The 20453-nt window shown below is 67.9% G+C and carries 20 protein-coding genes; 7 read left to right on the forward strand and 13 right to left on the reverse strand.

All coding sequences use genetic code 11. The features are described 5' to 3' along the window. Nucleotides 1–127: 127 nt before the first annotated feature. Nucleotides 128–1159 (forward strand): FAD-dependent oxidoreductase, encoded by a 1032-nt coding sequence (locus DI276_RS24980; protein ID WP_112267362.1) that lies wholly within the window; start codon nt 128–130, stop codon nt 1157–1159. Here the strand turns inward: DI276_RS24980 and DI276_RS24985 are convergent. The 7 genes from DI276_RS24985 to DI276_RS25015 all read right to left on the reverse strand — a co-directional run bounded on the left by DI276_RS24985 (nt 1152) and on the right by DI276_RS25015 (nt 9923). Next, nucleotides 1152–1658 carry an SRPBCC family protein gene (locus DI276_RS24985; protein WP_157984914.1) on the reverse strand — a complete coding sequence of 169 codons (507 nt, stop codon included), beginning with the start codon at nt 1656–1658 and terminating at the stop codon, nt 1152–1154. The genes DI276_RS24980 and DI276_RS24985 overlap by 8 nt on opposite strands. Before the next feature lie 80 nt (nt 1659–1738). Further along, nucleotides 1739–2812, reverse strand: a complete 1074-nt coding sequence (locus DI276_RS24990; RefSeq protein WP_112267367.1) for a S1 family peptidase — start codon at nt 2810–2812, stop codon at nt 1739–1741. A gap of 9 nt (nt 2813–2821) precedes the next feature. After that, nucleotides 2822–5530 carry an AbfB domain-containing protein gene (locus DI276_RS24995; protein ID WP_112267369.1) on the reverse strand — a complete coding sequence of 903 codons (2709 nt, stop codon included), beginning with the start codon at nt 5528–5530 and terminating at the stop codon, nt 2822–2824. Between the two features lie 12 nt (nt 5531–5542). Then, on the reverse strand, nt 5543–6493 hold the full coding sequence (locus DI276_RS25000; RefSeq protein WP_408610575.1) for an ABC transporter permease: 951 nt from the start codon (nt 6491–6493) through the stop codon (nt 5543–5545). Next, nucleotides 6493–7425, reverse strand: coding sequence for an ABC transporter permease (locus DI276_RS25005; RefSeq protein ID WP_112267373.1), 933 nt, complete (start codon nt 7423–7425; stop codon nt 6493–6495). The genes DI276_RS25000 and DI276_RS25005 overlap by 1 nt, the downstream gene beginning before the upstream one ends. Continuing rightward, complete coding sequence (locus tag DI276_RS25010; protein ID WP_112267375.1) at nt 7406–8896, reverse strand: sugar ABC transporter ATP-binding protein; 1491 nt, start codon at nt 8894–8896, stop codon at nt 7406–7408. Before DI276_RS25010 ends, DI276_RS25005 begins: the two co-directional genes overlap by 20 nt. Further along, nucleotides 8886–9923, reverse strand: a complete 1038-nt coding sequence (locus DI276_RS25015) for an ABC transporter substrate-binding protein (protein WP_112267377.1) — start codon at nt 9921–9923, stop codon at nt 8886–8888. The genes DI276_RS25010 and DI276_RS25015 overlap by 11 nt, the downstream gene beginning before the upstream one ends. A 127-nt stretch (nt 9924–10050) precedes the next feature. Between DI276_RS25015 and DI276_RS25020 the strand changes: the two genes are divergently transcribed. Next, nucleotides 10051–11043 (forward strand): LacI family DNA-binding transcriptional regulator, encoded by a 993-nt coding sequence (locus tag DI276_RS25020; protein WP_112267379.1) that lies wholly within the window; start codon nt 10051–10053, stop codon nt 11041–11043. After that, nucleotides 11040–11591 (forward strand): hypothetical protein, encoded by a 552-nt coding sequence (locus DI276_RS25025; RefSeq protein WP_112267381.1) that lies wholly within the window; start codon nt 11040–11042, stop codon nt 11589–11591. The genes DI276_RS25020 and DI276_RS25025 overlap by 4 nt, the downstream gene beginning before the upstream one ends. Before the next feature lie 4 nt (nt 11592–11595). Here DI276_RS25025 and DI276_RS25030 read toward each other — a convergent pair whose 3' ends face one another. The 4 genes from DI276_RS25030 to DI276_RS25045 all read right to left on the reverse strand — a co-directional run bounded on the left by DI276_RS25030 (nt 11596) and on the right by DI276_RS25045 (nt 14758). Then, the gene (locus tag DI276_RS25030; RefSeq protein ID WP_408610572.1) at nt 11596–12093 is read right to left on the reverse strand and encodes an O-acetyl-ADP-ribose deacetylase; all 498 of its coding nucleotides are present in this window, start codon (nt 12091–12093) and stop codon (nt 11596–11598) included. 13 nt (nt 12094–12106) lie between these two features. Further along, nucleotides 12107–13375 (reverse strand): prolyl oligopeptidase family serine peptidase, encoded by a 1269-nt coding sequence (locus DI276_RS25035; RefSeq protein ID WP_112267385.1) that lies wholly within the window; start codon nt 13373–13375, stop codon nt 12107–12109. An 11-nt stretch (nt 13376–13386) separates the two neighbouring features. Next, nucleotides 13387–13755: an STAS domain-containing protein gene (locus tag DI276_RS25040; protein ID WP_112267387.1), complete on the reverse strand. Its 369-nt coding sequence runs from the start codon at nt 13753–13755 to the stop codon at nt 13387–13389. 97 nt (nt 13756–13852) lie between these two features. Beyond that, entirely contained in the window at nt 13853–14758 is a 906-nt protein-coding gene (locus tag DI276_RS25045) for a helix-turn-helix transcriptional regulator (protein ID WP_198680865.1), read from the reverse strand. Nucleotides 14759–14914: 156 nt separating this feature from the next. Here DI276_RS25045 and DI276_RS25050 point away from each other — a divergent pair, with 156 nt between their 5' ends. Both DI276_RS25050 and DI276_RS25055 read left to right on the forward strand, forming a co-directional pair. Further along, nucleotides 14915–16225 (forward strand): McrB family protein, encoded by a 1311-nt coding sequence (locus DI276_RS25050; protein ID WP_232836883.1) that lies wholly within the window; start codon nt 14915–14917, stop codon nt 16223–16225. Then, complete coding sequence (locus DI276_RS25055; RefSeq protein ID WP_112267393.1) at nt 16222–17385, forward strand: McrC family protein; 1164 nt, start codon at nt 16222–16224, stop codon at nt 17383–17385. Before DI276_RS25050 ends, DI276_RS25055 begins: the two co-directional genes overlap by 4 nt. On the opposite strand, the gene DI276_RS25060 is transcribed toward DI276_RS25055, so the two are convergent. Further along, nucleotides 17382–18215, reverse strand: coding sequence for an SGNH/GDSL hydrolase family protein (locus tag DI276_RS25060; RefSeq protein ID WP_157984915.1), 834 nt, complete (start codon nt 18213–18215; stop codon nt 17382–17384). The genes DI276_RS25055 and DI276_RS25060 overlap by 4 nt on opposite strands. Nucleotides 18216–18278: 63 nt before the next feature. On the opposite strand from DI276_RS25060, the gene DI276_RS25065 reads away from it, so the two are divergent. After that, a complete protein-coding gene (locus DI276_RS25065; RefSeq protein ID WP_198680866.1) occupies nt 18279–18800 on the forward strand; it encodes an isochorismatase family protein in 522 nt (173 codons plus the stop codon). On the opposite strand, the gene add is transcribed toward DI276_RS25065, so the two are convergent. Continuing rightward, a complete protein-coding gene (gene add, locus DI276_RS25070; protein WP_112267398.1) occupies nt 18777–19790 on the reverse strand; it encodes an adenosine deaminase in 1014 nt (337 codons plus the stop codon). The two genes, DI276_RS25065 and add, sit on opposite strands and share 24 nt — an antisense overlap. Nucleotides 19791–19969: 179 nt before the next feature. Between add and DI276_RS25075 the strand changes: the two genes are divergently transcribed. Next, on the forward strand, nt 19970–20437 hold the full coding sequence (locus DI276_RS25075; RefSeq protein ID WP_112267400.1) for a nucleotidyltransferase domain-containing protein: 468 nt from the start codon (nt 19970–19972) through the stop codon (nt 20435–20437). Nucleotides 20438–20453: the final 16 nt, after the last annotated feature.

Below are 20453 nucleotides of genomic sequence, written 5' to 3' on the forward strand. Positions count from 1 at the left end.
AAGCACCACGATCTGCGACAAAGCTCCGACGTGTCAAGTGCCCGGTTTTGTGGAGGATCCGTGCAGATCCGGTGAAGGTGTTGCGGCGGAAGGAGAACCGCCGGGTTGGTCGGTTCTACGGTCAGGCATGGACACCGTGGACGTGCTCGTCGTCGGGGCCGGCCTGGCCGGGCTCAACACCGCCCGCCTGCTCGCGGACGCAGGGCTCGACGTGGCCGTGTGCGAACGCCGGACCAGCCTCGACACCGGCATCCGCACGACCGGGATCTTCGTCCGGCGCACGCTCACCGACTACGAGCTGCCGCACCTCGGCCCGGCGGTCCGGCGCGTGCTGCTCTACCCGCCGTCGCTCAGGGAGCCGGTCGAGCTTGTTAGCGCTCACGACGAGTTCCGCGTCGGTGACATGGCGGGGATCTACGCGCAGGCAGTGAAGGACGCCGAACGCGCCGGTGCCCAGGTCAACCTCAACGCGGGCTATCCGCACAAGGCCACGAAAGCCCGGTTCACGATCGGCGCGGACGGCGCCCGCTCCACGGTCGCCAAGCAGCTCGGCCTCGACGTCAACCGGCGGCTGATCACCGGCATCGAGGAGGTCTACCCGATCAGGACCGGCTCGACGCCGACGTTCCACTGCGTCGTCGACCCGCGGCTCGCACCGGGCTACATCGCGTGGGTCATCGACGACGGCGAGCACGCGCACGTCGGGCTGGCCGGGCGCGCCGACCGATTCCCCGCGCCGCTCCCCCAGCTGCTCCAACGGTTCCGCGACAGCTTCCCGACCCCGACGCCCACCGGTCCGGTCAAACGCCGTGGCGGGCCGATTCCGGTCGGCGGACTGCTGCGGAAGATCGTGTCGCCGCAGGGCCTGCTGGTCGGCGACGCGGCGGGCGCGGTCTCCCCGCTCACCGCCGGCGGACTGGACCCGTGCCTGCGGATGTCCGAGCTCGCCGCCTCGGTCACGTTCGACTACCTGCGCAGCGGCAACAAGTACGTCCTCGAGCACTACGATGCGGCCGCGCTGCGCCGTCGTTACCGCATCCGGTCCGCGATGAGGCGGGGCCTGTCGCTGGTCCGCGAGCCGGGCCTGGCCGAGTTGGCGTTCACCGGACTGCGCACGCCGGCCGGGAAGGCCGTGGCCAAGCGGATCCTGTTCACCTAGATTCAGCGGCCCGCTTCAGGGCGGCGTTCTCGGCCTGCATGCCGTCCCGCATCGCCTTGCCCATGAAGTGGTCGGCTCCCCCGGACAGGATGCCGTCGATCAACAGCTCGTTGGACACCAGCACGGTCCCGTCGGGCTGCGTTGTGAGCGTTCGACAACGCTGGCCGTAGACGAACCACGCGTTCCAGCCGGCGTCCTTCCAGCAGAACCGCCTGCCCGGCACGCCGTTGAGCACGGTGTGCTTCGCGGCCATGGTGACCGAGCCGAGGACGACGTCGACCTTCACCTCATCCCCCGGCGAGGTGCCGCCCGCCGCCCTGGTCACCCACGGGTTCCAGCTCGCGTAACCGGGGAAGTCGGTGAGCAGCCCGTAGATCCGCTCCTGGGACGCCGCGACGACCGTGTCGACCCGGTAGACCACCGAGTGCTCGCCGGGCTCTCGCGGGTCCAACGGGGAACCGCTCGCCAGCACCGCGAGTACCAGACCGGCTGCCAACACGTGATCACCTCGAGAAGAAGGTCCACCGGGACGCAGACGTGAAGAAAGTACGCGTTTGCGTCCCGGTGGACATCGGCCGATCAGGCGGTCAGCAGCCGCAGCCCGTAAACACGCAGAATCTCGTTGACGGGCTGGAACCAGGTGCGGCCGCCGCCGGAGCAGTTGCCGTACCCGCCGGACGTCACGCCCTGCGCCTGGTCACCGGTGATGAACGAGCCACCGGAGTCGCCGGGCTCCGCGCAGACTGACGTGCCGACCATCTCGTAGACCGCGCCCTGCTGGTAGTTGACGGTCTCGTTGCGGCCCTGGATCACGCCGCAGTGCCAGTGCGTGGTCGAGCCGGAGCGGCACACCGAGGTGCCGGGCGGGGCCTCCCACGAGCCGCGCACCAGGGCGTCGCTCACCTGGCCCCAGCCGAGCACGACCGGCACGTTCCACCAGCCGCCACCGGTGCGGACCCAGCCGTAGTCGTTGGTGGGGAAGGAGGAGCCGACGAACTCGCCCTGCCACGACCGGTCCCAGCCGTAGACGTTCCAGGCGCCGACGTTGCAGTGCCCGGCGGTGACGTAGCCGCCGTGCACGGAGAACCCGATCGAGCAGCGGACGTTGCCCGTGTAGAACGGGTCGCCGCCCACAGTGCCCGCCGCGAACGGTTGCGGCCGCTGGACACCTGAGGTGTTAACGACAACATCCTTGGGCAGCCCCGAAACGTCGGCGCCCGGCACTGCGTCGACCACCACGACGCCGCGCTGAACGTCGACCCGCCACCCGGCGACGTCCTTGGACACCGCACCGGCCTTCGACAGTCTGTCGATGCCGTTCTTCACCGCGTTCAACGATGCCAGGCTCTTCGTCCGAAGCACCGGCTCAGCACCCTTGGCGCGCACGGCATCGACCTTCGCCGGGTCGGTCACCGCGACGACCAGCTTGCCGTCGGCGAACCAGCTGCCGCCGTACGCGTCGGCGGCGGCTTCCTGGGCGGCCGGCGCGATCTTCAGCGCCACCTTCTCCTGGCGGATCCTGGTCAGCGCCTCGGCGGTGCTGATCCCGAAGTCGCGGCTCATGGCGTCGACGACTTCGGCAGAAGCCGCCGCAGCAGGGATTGTGATCGTGCTCAACACGATCGCGGACACGGAAACTACGCGTAGCAGCATGGTTTTCTCCTACGGTGCCCAAGGTGAGCCCACGGCCCAGCTCACGTCTTGGCTGTACGAGGCAGGGTTGTCGTACGTGTGCGCGCCGCCGTTCGAGGCGACCCAGACCTCCTCTGCGTAGTGGCGGATGTTGGTGCCGAGCTCGTTGACCGACTCCAGCCGCACGCCGTCGTTGCCCGGCTGGGCGCAGAACGTGGCGTCGCGGCGGAACAGGTCGGTGTTGTCGTTCACGTTGAGACGGACGCGGAAGTCCGCGTGCCGCAGGAACTGGCCGGGCAGGTTGCGGGACTCGAGCGAGTAGCAGGTCGGGTCGGCGAGCCCGCGCCTGATCACGAACGTCGAGTCGCCCTTCAGCAGGCCGTCGCTCGTGCTGGTGACGACGTCCGTGCGCGCCAAGCCGTCGCGGTGTCGCAGGTAGCGGTCCGTGAAGCCGGGTGTGGTCACCCGGAACGACCTGGCCTGGTCGAGCGGGAGGTCCGCGCCGCTGCGCCACAACGCGACACCGACCGCCCACGTGGTGTCCGCGGCGAAGGAGTTCGCGGTGTCCCAAGGGTTCAGGCCTCCGCTGCGCGCCAAGTACACGTTCTCGTTGAAGTGCCTGATGAACGAGCCGCGCAGGTTGTATGACTCCAACGCGGTGCCACCGGCACCTTCCCGCGCGCAGAACGTTGCGTCGGCGGCATTCGGGTTCGGTGCGATGCCGATGCGTGAGCCGGCGTGGCGCAGGAATTGTCCGGCGAAGTTGCGTGACTCGAACGACAGACAGGAAGCATCCGCGAGACCTGGCCGCACGAAGAACGTCCCGTCCAAGCGGTCGAGATCGGAACCGGGGACGTCCGTGCGCGTCAGGCTGTCGCGATGCCGCAGATAGCGGTTCGTGTAGCCGTTCGTGGTGACACGCAACGAGACCACGTCATCCGGTCCGACCGCGGTGCCACGCGCGATCGCCAGCACCTTCTGGTTGATGTCGCGCACGCGCGCCTCGGTCATCTTCAGCACGCGGCGGTCGTAGGTGTAGAAGCCGTTGACCTCGTTCTCGACGTCGTACGGCTCGGTGTAGACCGACGCGGAAAGCCCGCGGGTGTGCACCATCCGCGCGACCTGTTTCGTGATCTCCTCGTACCGCTTGGTCAGCGACTGCTCGTCCGGATACAGGGCGCCGTAAGCGAATCCCTTGCCCGGCTCGTACTCGTGGCCGACCACCCGCCGGCCAAGGCCGCCGAACTCGCCGAGCACCGCGACCCGGTTCGCGTCGGGTTGCCGGGTGGCCGTCGAGATCTGGTACGCGTGGTCGTCGATCACGTCGCCGTTGCCCGGGTCGGGGTCCGACACGCAGCAGTTGGAGCCCGAGTTGTGGTTGATCAGCCTGGTGTTGTCGATGCCGCGGACCAGGTTCACGATCCGGCCCGCGTCGTACTCGCCCCAGCCCTCGTTGAACGGCACCCACTGCACGATCGACGTGATGCCCTTGAGCTGGTCGAGCATTCTGCGCAGCTCGGACTCGAAGTTGGCGTGGCCGTTCGGAACCTCGTCGACCGCGTCGAGCGACGGCATGTCCTGCCAGACGAGCAGCCCGAGCCGGTCGGCGTGGTGGAACCAGCGCGCTGGCTCGACCTTGATGTGCTTGCGCACCATGTTGAACCCCAACGCTTTCTGGCGTTCGAGGTCCCAGCGCAACGCCTCGTCGGTCGGCGCGGTGTAGATGCCGTCCGGCCAGTAACCCTGGTCGAGCGTGCCGATCTGGAAGACGAACTTCCCGTTCAGCAACGGCCGCATGACGCCGCCGACCATCGCCTTGCCGAGCGAGCGCATGCCGAAGTAGCCGGTCACGACGTCACCACTGGCCAGCGTCACGCGCAGGTCGTAGAGGAACGGGTCGTCGGGCGACCAGAGTCTGGCGTTCGGCACCGGAACTCGCAGCGAACTGCCGGTCGTGCCGGTCTGCCTGCCGACGACCTGCCCGCCACTGAGCACCTCGGCCGTGACGGATTGCCCGGCGGTGCCCTGCACGACCAGGTCGAGCGCACCGGCACCGACGTTCGGAGTGGTGTCGAGGCGCGTGATGTGAGCGTTGCGCACCGGCTCCAGCCACACCGTCTGCCAGATGCCGGACGCTGCGGTGTAGAAGATTCCGCTGGGATCGCGGCGTTGTTTGCCGATCGGATAGCGGCTGCCGTCGATCGGGCTGTGCACGCCCACAACGATCTCGTTGGCGCCGGTGGTCAGTGCCGCGGTGATGTCGAACGAGAACGCGTCGAAGCCACCCGTGTGCGTGCCGACCTGCCTGCCGTTGACCCAGACCCTCGTCTCCCAGGTCACCGCGCCGAAGTTGAGCTTGATCCGGCGTCCGTTCCAAGTGGACGGCACGGTGAACGTGCGGCGGTAGAACATGTTGTCCTCGTGCCGTTTGATGCCCGACAGCGCGGACTCGATCGGGTACGGCACGAGGACGCCTTCGGCCAGCGGCCTGCCGATCGGCGGACTGTTGAGGTTCGGGGCGCCCGCGAACTCCCAGACGCCGTTGAGGTTCTGCCACTCGGTGCGGACGAGCTGCGGTCGCGGATATTCCGGCAGGGCGTTGTTCGGCGACACCTGGCTGGTCCACGGTGTCGTGAGCGGAGGGGTCTTCGGGACCCACTCCACCGCGTGCGCGGCCGGTACGACCGTGGTGGCGGTGATCAGGACTCCGACCAATACGCCCAGGACGCGTCTGGTCATGGTGCTCCTCTCCTACCTCCGGAGTATTCGTTGCAGGACAACGACGACGAGCAGGAAGACGCCGCTGACGACGGACTGGTAGTTGCTGTCGAGCGTGCCTATCTGGTTGATGACGTTCTGGATGACCTTGATCAGGCCGACGCCGATCACCGTGCCGAGGACCGTGCCCATGCCGCCGGTCAGCAGGGTGCCGCCGATGACCACGACCGCGATGGCGTCGAGCTCGGTGCCGACACCGATGACCGTCACGCCGGACTGCAGGTAGGCGGCGGTCAGGGCGCCGGCGAGACCCGCCAGCGTGCCGCTCATCGTGTAGACGGTGATCTTGGTTCTGGCGACGGGAACGCCCATCAGGATCGCGGACTGTTCCGCGCCGCCGGTGGCGAACACGTTCTGGCCGAAGCCGGTGCGGTTCAGGAGCGCACCGCCCAGGACGCAGAGCGCGACCGCGATGAAGATCGGGTAGCCGAAGCCCGCGACGGTGCCTCGGCCGAGTTCGACGAACGCGCTGTCCGGGGCGATTTGGTAGGTGTTGGCGCCCTCATCGGTGATGGCCAGGAGAAGTCCGCGGGCGAACAGCAGGGACGCCAGGGTGACGATGAACGGCGCCATGTTCGTGCGGGCGATCAGCAGGCCGTTGATCAGCCCGATCGCACCGCAGACGAGCAGCGGCAAGGTGAGCGCTACCAGGAACCCGTGCTGCGAGCCCCAGGCCGCCAGAACGCCGCCGAGGGCGTACAGCGAGCCGACGGACAGGTCGATGCCGCCGGTGATGATCACGAACGTCATGCCGAGCGCGATCACGGCGAGGAACGAGCCCTGCAGGGCGAGGTCGCGCACGTTGTCGAGGCTGCCGAAGCGCGGGAAGACCAGCCACGACACCGCGACCATGAGCACCAGCGCGACTGCAGCACCTTGACGTTGCAGAACTTTTGCTCTCGTGGCTGCGGTCAAGGTCGTCATCATCGGCGCTCCCGTGCCACGTAGACGGCGGCGACGATGATCGCGGCCTGGATCATCTGCGCGATGGAGTCAGGCAGGTTGTGCTTGATCAGCGTGGCCCGGACGAGCTGCATCAGGACGACTCCCATGACCGTGCCGAGCACGCGCACCTTTCCGCCGGTGAGCGGGGTTCCGCCGACGACCACGGCGGTGATCGCGGACAGTTCCATGAGCAGGCCCATGTCAGCGGGGTCGCTCGCGGCGAGCCGGGACGTGGCCAGGACGCCGGACACCGCCGCGAGCACGCCGCAGATCGTGTAGACGCCGACCAGCACCCGGTTCACCGGCAGCCCGGCGAGCGTCGCCGCTCTGCGGTTGCCACCGATCGCGACCAGCTGGCGGCCGAACGTCGTGCGGTTCGTCAGCGCCGCGACTGTTAGCGCTAACAATCCTGCTGTCAGCACGCTTGTCGGAACTCCGAGGAGATCATCGGTGCCCAGCGCGAGGAACGCCGGGTCGTGCAGCTGGACCAGTTGGCCGTCCGCGATGACCAGTGCCAGACCACGTCCGCCTACTAGGAGAGCGAGCGTGGCGACGATCGGCTGGATGCCCACCTTCGCTATCAGGAAGCCGTTGAAGGCCCCTGCCACCAAGCCGACTGTCAGCGCCATCAGGATGGCCGGCAGCGGTCCGGCGCCCAGATAGAGCGGGATGATCGCGGCGGCCAGCGCCATGACCGCGCCGACGCTCAGATCGACGCCTTCGGTGCCGATCACCAACGCCATGCCGAGGGCCACGATCAGGACCGGCGCGGCCTGGATGAGCTGGGTGCGAAAGTTGCCGACAGACAGGAAGTTCGCCGTGAACAGGGCGTTGAACAGCAGCAGGGCGACCACGGCGACGTAGACACCGTTGTCCTGCAGCCAACGCGTCCTAGTGGCTGTCAGCGTCATCCATCACCTCCGCCGCGATCGCCGTGAGCACGTGCTCGCGGGTGAGCTGGGCTTCCTCCAGCTCACCCGCGACCTCCCCGTCCCGCAGCACCACGAGCCGGTCCGCGCCGTCGAGCAGTTCGTCCAGCTCGGAGCTGATCAGCAACACCGCCAGGCCTTCGCGCGCGAGCTCGTCGATCAACGCCTGCACCTCCGCTTTGGCACCGACGTCGATCCCGCGCGTGGGTTCGTCGAGGAGCAGGATCCTGGGTTCGGTGCACAACCACCTGGCCAGCAGGACCTTCTGCTGGTTGCCGCCGGACAGCTCGGCGACCTTCTGCTCCGGGCTGGACACCTTGATGCGCAAGCGTTTGACGAACGTGTCGACGATCCGGTCCTGCCTGATGCGGCTGGTCACGCCGAACCGGCTCAGCCTCGGCAGCGCGGCCAGCACGATGTTCTCGCGCACCGACAGGTTCGGGATGATCCCCTCGGTCTTGCGATCTTCGGCGAGCATGCTGATGCCCGCCTTGGTGGCCGCTTTCACGTTGTGCGGCACGGGTTTTCCCGCGACCAGCACCGTGCCGCGATCGAGCGGGAGCGCGCCGATGATCGCTTTGGCGGTCTCGGTGCGTCCTGATCCGAGCAGTCCGGCGAGACCCACCACCTCGCCCGGCCGGATCGCGACGTTGATGCCGTTGATGCGGGGTTTGCTGGTCAGGTCGAGTGCTTCGAGCACCGGTTGGGCATCGGCGTGGTGATCTTCACCGAACGCCGTGGTGCCGTGTTTCTGGATCTCGTTGACTGACCTGCCGAGCATCAGCGAGACGAGCTCGATGCGCGGAAGTTCTTTGAGGGGCCCGTTGTGAACGTTTCGCCCGTCCCTGAGGACCGTGACGGTGTCGCAGATCCGGTAGAGCTCGTCCATCCGGTGACTGACGTAGATGATCGCGATCCCCGCCTCGTGCAGCTTGTGGACCACTTCGAGCAACGTCTCGACCTCGCGCGGTTCCAATGACGACGTGGGTTCGTCCATGATCACGACCTCGGCGTCCGCCGCGACCGCCCTGGCGAGCGCGACCATCTGCTGCTCGCCGACCGCGAGTGTCCCGAGTGGACTGCGCACGTCGGCCGTGATGCCGTAGCTCGTCAGCAGTTCTGCGGCTTCGGCGTCGCGGCGGACACGGTCGATCAGGCCGAACCGGTTGCGCGGCTCCCTGCCCAGGAACAGGTTGGCGGCGACGCTCATCAGCGGGACGAGGTTGACCTCCTGGTAGATCGTGGAGATCCGGCCGTTCCTGCTGATCCGGCCGACGTCCGGGCTGTGGATGCCGGTCAGCACCTTGATCAGCGTCGACTTGCCGGCGCCGTTCTCGCCGACCAGCGCGTGGATCTCGCCGCGGTTGAGCGTGAAGTCCACGTCGTCCAGGGCCCGCACGCCGGCGAAGGTCTTCGTGACGTTCCTGACCTCGATGACCGGATCAGTAGGCATTGCCGAGCTTCTGCGCCGCGTTGGTGCTGTCGTACTCGTCGTCGGAGATCACGATGTTCTGCGGGATCTCGTCGCCCTTGGCGAACTTCTCCAGCGTCTCGAACGCGAGCGGCCCGAACCGCGGGTTGGACTCGATCACCGCGGTGTAGCTGCCGTCCGCGACGAGCTGCACGGCGTTGCGCGTGCCGTCGACCGACACGACCTTGACGTCCTTGCCGGGCGTCTTGCCCGCGGCCTTGAGAGCGATAACAGCGCCGAGCCCCATCTCGTCGTTCTCGGCGTAGACCGCGGTGATGTCGGGGTTGCTCTGGATGAGCTGTTCCATCACGGCCTGGCCCTTGGACCGGTCGAACTCGCCGGTCTGCTCCGCCACCACCTGGAGCCCGCTCTTAGCGATCCCATCCTTGAAACCCTTGGTGCGGTCGACCGTCACGTTGTTGCCCGAGGCGCCCAGCAAGATCGCCACCTTGCCGCTGCCACCGGTCGCCTTGATCATCTGCTGCGCGGCCCGCCTGCCCTGCTCGACGAAGTCGCTGCCGATGAACGTCAGGTAGTCCGTGCAGGGCTGCGACGTCACCTTGCGATCGATCGTGATCACCGGGACCTGCTTGGCCTTGGCCGCGTCGAACGCGGGCTGCAGCCCGTCGGAGTTGAGCGGCGCCACGATCAGCAGCTTGGCCCCGCGGTCCAGCAACGACTTGATGTCGCTGATCTGCTTGTTCAGGTCGCTCTGCGCGTTCGTGACGAGCAGGTCAACGCCCTTCTTCGCGGCCTCGTCCCTGATCGACTTCGTCTCGGCGGTGCGGAACGGGTTCGCCTCCTTCTCCGACTGGCTGAACCCGACCGTCGCGCCCTTGACGTCGACCTGCGGGTAGCCGGTCTTGCTGCGCGCGCAGCCGGGACCCCCGCTCTGCTTCTGCGCGGCACTGGCAGCAGGCCCGCCGCTGGTCGTGGTCTGTTGGCTCTCTCTGCTGGTGCAGCCGGTGACGAGCAGGGCGGAAACGGCGATGAGCAGGATGCGAGACATCGTTGGCTCCTACACGGGCTGTGCGTGGTCGCGCTCTCACAGCTAGATTTGCATCGTTGTTCCAACGATGTAAAGACCGCTGGTTCCCGGTACTTTTCCCGGTACGAGTTCCGGTTTCGAGGAGGCTGTGTTGGCCACGCTCAAGGACGTCGCCCGCCTGGCGGGTGTGTCGGTGAAGACCGTGTCGAACGTCGTCAACGGCTACTCGTTCGTCAAACCGGACAACCGCCGTCGCGTCGAGGAGGCGTTGGAGGCCACGGGCTACCGCCCCAACCTGGGCGCCCGCAACCTGCGCCGCGGCCGCACCGGCTTCATCGCCCTGGTCCTGCCAGAACTCTCGATCCCGTACTTCGCCGAACTGGCCGGTCTGATGATCGCCGCCGCCCAGGAACACGAGTGGAACGTGCTCATCGAGCAGACCTTCGGCACCCTGTCCGGCGAGCGCCTCGCGTTGTCCTCGCTGGGCCCGCACCTGGTCGACGCCGCGGTGCTGAGTCCGGAAGCCCTGCAGGTTGAGGACTTCCAGCTGTCCGTGCCGGCCGTCGTGCTGGGCGAGCACGCGGTGGACGTCCCGCTGTCCCGCGTGGGCATCGACAACGTCGCCGCCTCGACGGCTGCCGTCCGGCACCTGATCTCGTTGGGACGCCGCCGAATCGCGGCCATCGGCGCACACCCGCAGCGCGGCACCGCGGCCCTGCGCCTGGAGGGCTACCGCGCCGCGCTCGCCGAGGCTTCCCTGCCCTTCGACTCCTCGTTGGTAGTGCCCGCGCTGAACTACCATCGCGCGGATGGCGCGGCCGCGATGAAGTCCCTGCTGGACATGCGAAACCCGCCCGACGCGGTGTTCTGCTTCAACGACCTGCTGGCCGTCGGCGCGATGCGCACCGCCGCGGAACGTTTCGTACGCATCCCCCGCGACCTGGCCATCGTCGGCTTCGACGACAACGACGAAAGCGCCTACACCTCCCCGTCCCTGACGTCCGTCGCACCCGACAAGGCCGCCATCGCCCGCGCCGCCGTCGACCTGCTGCGCCAGCGCGTCGACTCGCCCGACCTCGTGCCGGACGATGTGCAGACGCCGTTCTCGTTGCAGGTCAGAGAAAGCACGGTGGCTCGATGAAGTTCGGCCCGGACCACATCGTGTTTTCTTCCTACCCGTTCCCGTGGGCGAGCATCTACCCACACGGAGTCCTGCCGGCTTCTACCGTTCGGGACGCCTACGTCGAGTCGGGCCCGCTCGAGATCCGGACCCGGTCGGGTGAGACGTTGTTCGCGTCGTGGGACGACAAGACCAAGCTGGAGGAGTTCTGCCGGCGGCACTCCATTCCGCTGGTTCGACGGCTGGACATCTGGGGGAACCTGCTCGAGCCGTTCCTGGACACCGAGTTCAGCCCGGCCGACGAGGCCGCCACCGACGCCCGGCTGCGGGGTTGTGGGCTGCCGCAGCCGGAGATCGATGCCATCCGGGCCCGACTTGCGCCGTTGATGCGGTCGTACAACCTCGACAGCGGGCTGTGGGAGTGGTGCGACCTCGGGCTCTACGACTTGTTGAAGGCCTTGTCCGGCACGCTGGTCGACCCTGCGCTGTTGCCGCCACTCGGGGATCTGGGTGAGGTCTACCGGTGGGCCATGGAGATCGCCGAGCGCGGCCGCGCGTACGCGTTCTGAGCCACTACGGTCGCACGTAAGCGTCGTAGGCAGCCCGGTCGAACAGCACGAACCGCACCACCTCCACCGGCGCATCCGCCACTGCAGCCCGCGCGATCTCCGCCGCCGATTCCACCGGCCACCGGTAGATGCCGGTGGAGATCGCCGGAAACGCCACGGTCTTCGCTCCAAGCTCGGCCGCCACGCGCAGGGAGTTGCGGTGGCAGTCGGCGAGGAGTTCCGAACGGTCCTCGGTGGCCGACCACACCGGTCCAACGGTGTGCACGACCCACCGCGCAGGCAGCCGGCCGGCGGTCGTGGCGACGGCCTGGCCGGTCTTGAGGCCGCCGCCGTAGTGCCCCGCCCTCAGCTTGCGGCACTCGGCAAGGATCTCCGGGCCGCCCTTGCGATGGATCGCGCCGTCGACACCACCGCCGCCGAGCAGCGAGGAGTTGGCGGCGTTCACGATCACGTCGACGTGCTGCTTCGTGATGTCGCCCAGGATGTACTCGATGGTGGCCACGTCCGAGATTGGATCACGACAGCGGGCAGGTGGCCACGTCATTCGGCCTGGGCAAGGTCGCGGACTTCGGAGGCGTCACCCCGTCCAGCCACCGCTCCAAAGCCACGAACGCCGCACGATGGCAAGGCGCGAGCGGCCTGAGCCGATCCGGGTGGGCGTCCACCAGCCCGTCCACGTGCGTGCCCTGCTCAACGCGGTAGTACCGATGCAGCCGATCAGGCGTCATGGCCGCGTACACGTCCGAATCCTGGCTGATCGGCAGCAGCACGTCGTACGTCCCGTGCACCGTCAGCAACGGCCGCTTCACCTTGCCCGTCAACGCGATCGGCGAGATCGAAGGGCCGGCGACGCGGCGGCGCGCGGCGTAGGAGTAGTCCGCATCGCAGGAAGGCGTTCCCGAGGAGCAGAACGGGATGCCGGCTTCCAGCGCGCCGTCGAAGCCCGGATCGAACTCCTCGCGGTAGATCCGTTGCGTCAGGTCCCAGTAGTAGCGGTAGTGGTAGTCCCACAGGAACTCCGTGCCCGCCGGGAAGCCTGCCGCGACCATGTCCGCGTGCGCCGCCGGGTCGCCAGCGACATGGCGTGGATATGCCCGCAGTGCGGGAGGTAGGAACGTCAACGGGTTCGGGCCGTCGACTGTCCACAGTGTCCCTTCCCAGTCCACGCCGCCGTCGTACAGGTGCGGACGGTTCTCCAGCTGCCAGCGCACCAGATAGCCGCCGTTGGAGATGCCGGTGGCGATGGTTCGGCGCGGGGCGTGGCCGTAGCGTCGGGCGACGGCGGCGCGGGCGGCGTTCGTGAGCTGGGTGAAGCGGTGGTTCCACTCCTCCATCGCGCGGCCGTCGCGGTAGAACTGCGCGCCGGTGTTGCCCTTGTCGGTGGACGCGAAGGCGTAGCCGCGGGAGAGGACCCAGTCGGAGATGGCGCGGTCGTTGGCGTACTGCTCGCGCACGCCCGGGGCGCCGGTGACGACGAGGCCGCCGTTCCAGCGGTCCGGCAGCCTCAGCACGAACTGGGAGTCGTGTTTCCAGCCGTGGTTGGTGTTGGTGGACGACGTGTCCGGGAAGTAGCCGTCGATCTGGATGCCGGGGACTGCGGCGGGCACGGGCAGTGCGGCGCTCGTCAGGCCTGCCCAGTCGGCCGGGTCGGTGTGGCCGGAGAGGGCGGTGCCGGTCGTGGTGAGGTCGGCCAGGCGGGCCAGTTGCTGATGTTCGGCGCCTGGAACGTGCACCGCGGCCGGCGGCGGGGTCAGCGCGAGTACGAGTACCAGCGGGAGCAACATAGCTGGTCAAGCTAGTGACGGCTGCCTTTCGGCGACATGGTTGCCTCCCACACAAGGCCCGCTTTGAAGGTGGTGAAGCCGAACAGGTCGAGCACGCGGCGCACTGTGGGCTGGACGTCGCACAGGTCGAACGACTTGCCGTTGTAGTGCGTTGCGCACAACACGAGCAGGAGGCTGCGCAGGCCGCTCGCGGACATGAACGTCACGTCGGCGAGGTCGATGGACACCCGCGTCGTCGCGGTGTCGGTGATGCCGGGCAGCACCGCGGCGAAGAACAACTCGCAGGTCGTCAGGTCCATCTCGCCGCTGCAGGCGGCCACGAACTGGGTGCCCGTGCGCTGCGTCCGCACGGCGAACGGGCTGGTCTCACAGGCGGTCATCGGATCTCACCTCGGAGCAAAGGGACTTCACTTCACCGCACCTCGGGACCGAGCGATAGCAGCGCAAACGAAGCCGCTGCCGGGAAAGCGAAGTACCTCAGCGTGACCGCAGGGTTCGCGACGGCGACACACCGTAGGCGGCGCGGTAGTGGGCGGCGAAGACACTCGGACGGGCGTAGCCCCACCGGGCGGCGATGGCCGTGACCGAGCCGTTTCCGACGCGCAGGTCGGCGTGCGCGCACGAGAGCCGCACGCGTCGTAGGTACGCCATCGGCGTCGTGTCGAGGTGGCGGCGGAAGGCGAGTTGTATCGCGCGGATGGACACACGTGCGGCGTGCGCGATGTCGGCGACGGAGATGTTCTTCGCGGCGTTGTCCTCGATAAACGCGATTGCGCGCCGCACCGTCAGTGGGTGTGCATCACGCCGATCTGCAGCCTGCTCCTCCGGTGTGCTGTGCGGGAAGGTGGCGAGAGTAGTGGCCACTAACAGACGCGTCGCATTGGCCACGACCAACGGCTCGTGGTGGAACACCGGGAGCACCTCGTCCCGCAGGTGAACACACATCGATCGCCAGGACGCCGCGGCACGGCGCGAGACGGCGTCGCAACCGGAGAAGCACACGCCGCCAACCACTCCGTCGACCACCGATTGATCCAACACGACCAGCATCGCCTGCGGATCGTCGATCGCCGCCCGGTACGGCAGACCTGGTTTCGCGGTCAGGAACGCCTCGCCTGGCGCGACCAGGTGTTCCTCGCCGTCCGCGCGATAGCGAACCCGGCCGTTGTCCAGGTGCCCGAAGATGTAGCTCGGCTGCGGCTCGCTGGTGACCTCCAGCTCGATGCTGCCGCTCACCTCGTCGAACCGGATCGGCCCAAGCAGCTGCGACGCCATCCGCATCCAGGACCGTTCACGGCCACCGTCGATGCGCATCGTGCCGTAGGCAGCACTTAGGACCTCCTGCGCCGCGTCCAGATCGGTCAACTCCACGACCTGCTCCACGTGCTGAACGATCCTCGCCCTCTCGCGCCGTGTCCATGGGCAGGACGACGGACAGGCGGAACGCGCCCTACCTCGGTCCTCTGTAAGAAAGGCGCACATACACACACGGCGCCGCCATAAGGTAACTCAATGATCCATAGCGCCGATGAACAACGCATGCGGGCAACAACCGACGCAGGCGACGTGCTCGACGCGGAGTTCGAGGTCGAGGCCGAAGGCGATCGACTCTCGTTGATCATGAGAAGCATGGGCGGCAAGTCGAGCAGCCGTCCCAACGGCACGAACCCCGACTACAACGCCACTCTCGAGCTGTTGCTCAGCCGTTTACGTGACCTCGGCGCGGTGCTGGAGAACGGCATCGTCGACTCCCTCAGGGTCCAGCACCTGCCAGAGGAGCAGCGCACCATCCTCGACGAGCCCGTTCGGCTGGCGGATGTGGAAGACGTTGACGCGCTTCGTCGACGACTCGGACGCGAACAACGGAAGTTCACGCCGTCGTCGGGTGGCAACAACACGAGGCAGATCCGGTTGCGACTGACGGTCCCCGGCTACTCCGCGAGCGACGCCAAACGCCTCGCCACCGACCTGGCACAGCCAGCCGCGCGTGCTTCGGGACCTGTTCAGCTGCAGGCTGATGTGCCAGCGCTCGCCAAGCTGCTGCACTACGACGAGGACGAGGTGCAGGAGATCATCACGCTCCTGCAGAGCCGCAAGCAGATCGTCTTCCACGGGCCACCCGGCACCGGCAAGACCTACCTGGCACAGGCGCTCGCCCACCACATCGCCGGGCGCACCGCGACCCGACTGGTGCAGTTCCACCCGTCCTACTCCTACGAGGACTTCTTCGAGGGCTTCCGGCCGCACGCCGAAGGTGGCACCGCGACCTTCAAGCTCAGGCGGGGCCCGCTGCGCAAGCTCGCGGACGAGGCCGACCAGAACCCCGACCGTCCGTACGTGCTGATCGTCGACGAGATCAACCGGGCGAATCTCTCGAAGGTGTTCGGCGAGCTGTACTTCCTGCTCGAGTACCGCGACGAACTGGTCGACCTCCAGTACTCCGACGTGCAGTTCCACTTACCCGAGAACGTGTTCATCATCGGCACGATGAACACGGCGGACCGTTCGATCGCGCTTGTGGACGCGGCGATGCGGCGGCGGTTCGCGTTCGTGGAACTGCATCCGACGATCCCACCAACCAGCAGAGTGCTCGAACGATGGGTCGCAGCCACCGAGAAGACCGACGGGCGAGCTGAACTGCTCGCGAAGCTGAACGAGCGCATCGGCGCCACCGACCGCGACTTCCAGATCGGGCCCTCGTACCTGATGAAGCCGGACGCCGACCACGACCTCGCCCTGGTCTGGAGGCACTCGATCCTCCCGTTGCTCGAAGAGCACTACTACGGGCGGATGGACCGGCAGCAGGTGCACAGCACTTTCGGGCTCGACGCCATCCGGAACGCCGAGTGATCGAGCTTCAGGAGAACTCCAAGGCTGGCCACACGCTGTCGCTCAAGCCGGTTCAGCTGGCTTTCCTGGAGAAGTGCGACCTCGTCGACGTGAAACCGGCGCGCGACGGATACCGGTTGGTGCCCAAGACAAAACGGGTGGGGGCCGTGCACGCGCACGGGCTCGACATCGTGGTGACGCCGAAGGTCAGCATTCCACGATTGCTGTTCATGATCGGATACGCCGTGAACCCCGGCTTCCAGCCTGAGAACATCGAGGGCGTCCAAGCGGACGGGCTGTGGGGCATCGTCGCGGAAACGCTGTGCCGGCACGCTGAGCGGGCACTCCTCAACGGTGTCCTGACGGGGTATGCCACCGAGCACTCCACGAGCACGGTGGTTCGCGGGCGCATCCGGGTCGGTGACCAGATCACGGCACGACCGGGACGACTGCTGCCGGTCGAGATCAGCCACGACGAGTACACCATGGACATTCCGGAGAACCAGATCCTCCGTGCCGCCACGAGAAGGATGCTCGGCGTGCCGAGGATCGACGAAACAGTCCGGCGACGGCTCGCACACGTGGAGGGCCAACTGCTGGCCATCTCACCACTGCGCCCAGGAACACCCGTCCCGACATGGCGGCCGAGCAGGCTCAACGCGCGGTACCAGCCCGCACTCAGGATCGCGGATCTGGTGCTCAACACGCTCTCCTTCGAGGTCGGTGAGGACGGGCTGTCGATCGCCACGTTCATCGTCAACATGGAGAAGGTGTTCGAGGACTTCGTGACCACGGCGCTCACCGAGGCGTGGAGCACGAGTCCTGGCTACACACGGGGCCAGTACGCGGCCAAGCTCGACACCGGCGGGGCGATCTCGACGAGGATCGACGTCGTGCACCTGGTCGAGGGCAGGCCGCGGTTCGTGGTCGACGCCAAGTACAAGCGGCCGAGCCCTCGCGGCAACTATCCCAACGCCGACCTCTACCAGGTCCTCGCCTACTGCACGTCGCTGCGGGTCGAGCGCGGTTGGCTGGTCTATCCGAGCGGCACTAGCGGCGTGCGGGCACGGCGAGTGCTGAACTCGCCGATCACGATCACGGAGTACCCGCTGAACCTGGACGTGCCACCGCGCGAGCTCCTCGGGCAGATCGAGGAGCTCGCGCGGTCGGCTTGGAGCTAGACCCGCACGAGCGTGGCCAGCGCGGCCTGCCCCTGCTGGTTCGGGTGGAACACCGCCTCCGGCCCCTCCTGACCAGGCGCCAACGCGTCGAACCCGCGCAGGAACGGCGCGCCAGCCTCACAGAGGGCGTGGCCGTTGAACCGCTCGGGGTAGTCGAACGGGCTGGCGAAGACGACGCCCCGGTGGGCAGCGGCTGAACGGAGAGTCGCGTCGAGCCGGTCCGCCACGACGTTGCCTTCTCGGCGTTCCGCGGTGGTGAGGATGCCTTCGCCGCAGATCGGGTCGAGCGTCGCGCCGGGCGGGTTGTCCGAAGTGGACACCTGGCGGCCGTAGCCGACGAGGACGACGCGGGCGTACGGGCTGCGCTTGCGGATCTCGGTCAGCAGGGCGCTGACGTTGCGGCCCATTTGCGGCAGCTTGGCCAGGATGGCTTCGGTCGGGGCGCCGGTGCAGTCCGCTTGGACGCAGGTGCCGCCGTAGGCGGCGTAGTCGATGTCGTTGGTGCCGATGGTGAGGAGCACCAGGTTGGTGTCGCGGCGCAACGCGTCCAGCTGGGCTGGGCGCTCCTTGAACGGGCGGGCCAGGTCGGCGGTGGCGGCGCCGCTGCAGCTGACGTTGGTGAACGAGCTCAGGCGGTTGGCGGCGCGCAGGCGGGCGGCCACCTGTTCGCCGTAGGAGTTGTTGCTGCGCCAGCAGTTGCCGGCGGTGCCGTCTTGGTAGGCGCCTGCGCCGGTGCCGGAGGCGTAGGAGTCGCCCAGCACCACAAGGGAAATCGGACGGGTGGCTTGGGCGGCGGGCGTGATCGCCAGTGCGGCCAGCGCGGCGGTCAAGGCAACGATCGTTCTTTTCACAGAACCCCCAATGTTCATGCCTGCCAAGCTAGCTTGGCAGGCATGAAGACGGCGTTGGTGATCGTCGACATGCAAGAGGTGCTGATCCCGGTCGTGTGGCAGGGGCCGGAACTGGCGGACCGGATCGCGGACCTCGCGGACCGGGCGCGCGCGAGAGGCGTACCGGTCATCGCGTTGCAGCAGGTTGGCGGCGCGATGTTCGAGCCCGGCGCAAAAGGCACCGAGCTCTCCCATCGCCTCAGGTTGCAGCCAATGGACACGGTGATCCAGAAGACCGCGACCGACGGCTTCTACCAAAGCGATCTCGAACAAGCCCTCGAAGGCGTCGACACGATCGTGCTCACCGGGGTGGGCACGGACTACTGCGTCGACGCGACCGTGCGGTCAGCCGTGAGCCACGGGTTCGACGTGGTGCTCGTCGAGGACGGGCATTCGACGGTCGCGGATCCGGAGGCCGGGCTGACCGCGGAGCAGATCATCGCGCGGCACAACCGGATCCTCAGCAACGCCGTGCACCCGGGCGGAACCGTCACACCGAAGCTAGCGGACCAGATCTTCGGCTGAGCCGACCACGGAGGCGATCTCCTCCAGCAACGCGGTCTTGCGCGGGTTTGGCAGGAACGAGGCCAGCACCGCGTTTTCGGCCAACCGCGCGACGTCAGCCGGGCCGAGGTCCAGCGAGGAAGCCACCGCCAGGTACTCGCCTTCCAGTGTGGCGCCGAAGAACGGCGGGTCGTCGGTGTTCAGCGTGACCACGAGGCCGGCGTCGAGCATCTGCCGGACCGGGTGCGCAGCGATGGAGGCGACCTGCTGGGTGCGCACGTTCGAGGTCGGGCACACCTCCAGCGGAATCCCCTTCAGCGCCAGGTGTTCCATCAGCGCGGGATCGAGCACGCAGCTCGTGCCGTGCCCGATCCGCTCGGCGCGCAGGTCGCGCAGCGCCGACCAGATCGTCTCCGGGCCGGTGGTCTCGCCGGCGTGCGGGACGCTGTGCAGGCCCGCTTCCCTTGCCGCGGCGAAGAAAGGCGCGAACTGGGCACGACCGACCTCTGGACCGCCGAGGCCGAAGGACACCAGGCCTTCCGGGCGTTCGGTCAGCGCGAACGCCAGCGTCTCGCGTGCGGCGGGCAGGCCCTTCTCGCCTGGGATGTCGAAGCACCAGGCCAACTCCACGCCCAACGCAAAGGCCTCGGCACGACCGGACGCGAGGCCGGCCACCAGCTCGTCTCCAGAAACCCCGTCGAGCAGGTGGTTGTACGGCGTCACGGTCACCTCGGCGTACCGGACGTTCTGGCGCGCCAGCTCACGCGCCAGGCCGACGACGAGGGTGTGGATGTCGGCGCGGCCCTTCAGCATCGACTGGACCGCCCAGTAGACCTTCAGGAAGTGGTCGAAGTCCCGGAACGTGTAGAAGCGCGCCAGCTCGGCGCGGTCGGTCGGCACGCCGGCCTCCGGGTGGCGGCGGGCGAGCTCGAGGACGGTGTCGACGCCGGCCGAGCCGACGAGGTGGACGTGCAGCTCCACTTTGGGCAGTGCGTGGATGAACGAGCGCATGGCAAAGCTCCCTGGGAAAGCAAGGTGAAGGGTGCCGGGAAGAACCGGGACGACTCAGGGAGCGAGGTCGCCGCGTTCGGTGTCAGCGCCGTAGAGCGGCAGCTTGAAGTCCGGCACGACCTGCAACGTAGCCCAAATCCGCATGCGCGGCCAGCGGTTTGATCGCTAGCGTCGAGCCCGTGACCGCCGAAGACGTCCTCGAGATCCTCACCGCGCTCCGGGACGCCGACATCTGGATCGGCGGTGGCTGGGGCATCGACGCGTTGGTGGGCAGGCAGACTCGCCCGCACGACGACCTGGACCTCATGCACCGCGAGGACCAGGAGCCCGAGGTTCTCGCCGCGCTCGCCGCGATCGGGTTCGTGGAGACGCTCTCGTGGCGGCCGGTGCGGTTCGTCGTCACCGACCCGGCCGGCCGCGAGATCGACCTGCACCCGCTCCGCTTCGCCGCGGACGGCAGCGCCGAGCAGTCCTCGCTGACGCCGGGCGAGCCGTTCCGCTACCCGGCGAACTGCTTCGTCACCGGCACGATCCTCGGCACCTCCGTCCCGTGCCTGTCGGCCGAGCAGCAGCTCCACTTCCACCAGGGTTACGAACCGCGCGAGCGCGACCTGCACGACTTGGCCCTGTTGCGCACCCTCGGATGACCTAGGCCAACCGCAC

The sequence above is a fragment of the Lentzea terrae genome (assembly GCF_003265345.1).
In the GTDB taxonomy this organism is placed as follows: Bacteria; Actinomycetota; Actinomycetes; order Mycobacteriales; family Pseudonocardiaceae; genus Lentzea; species Lentzea terrae.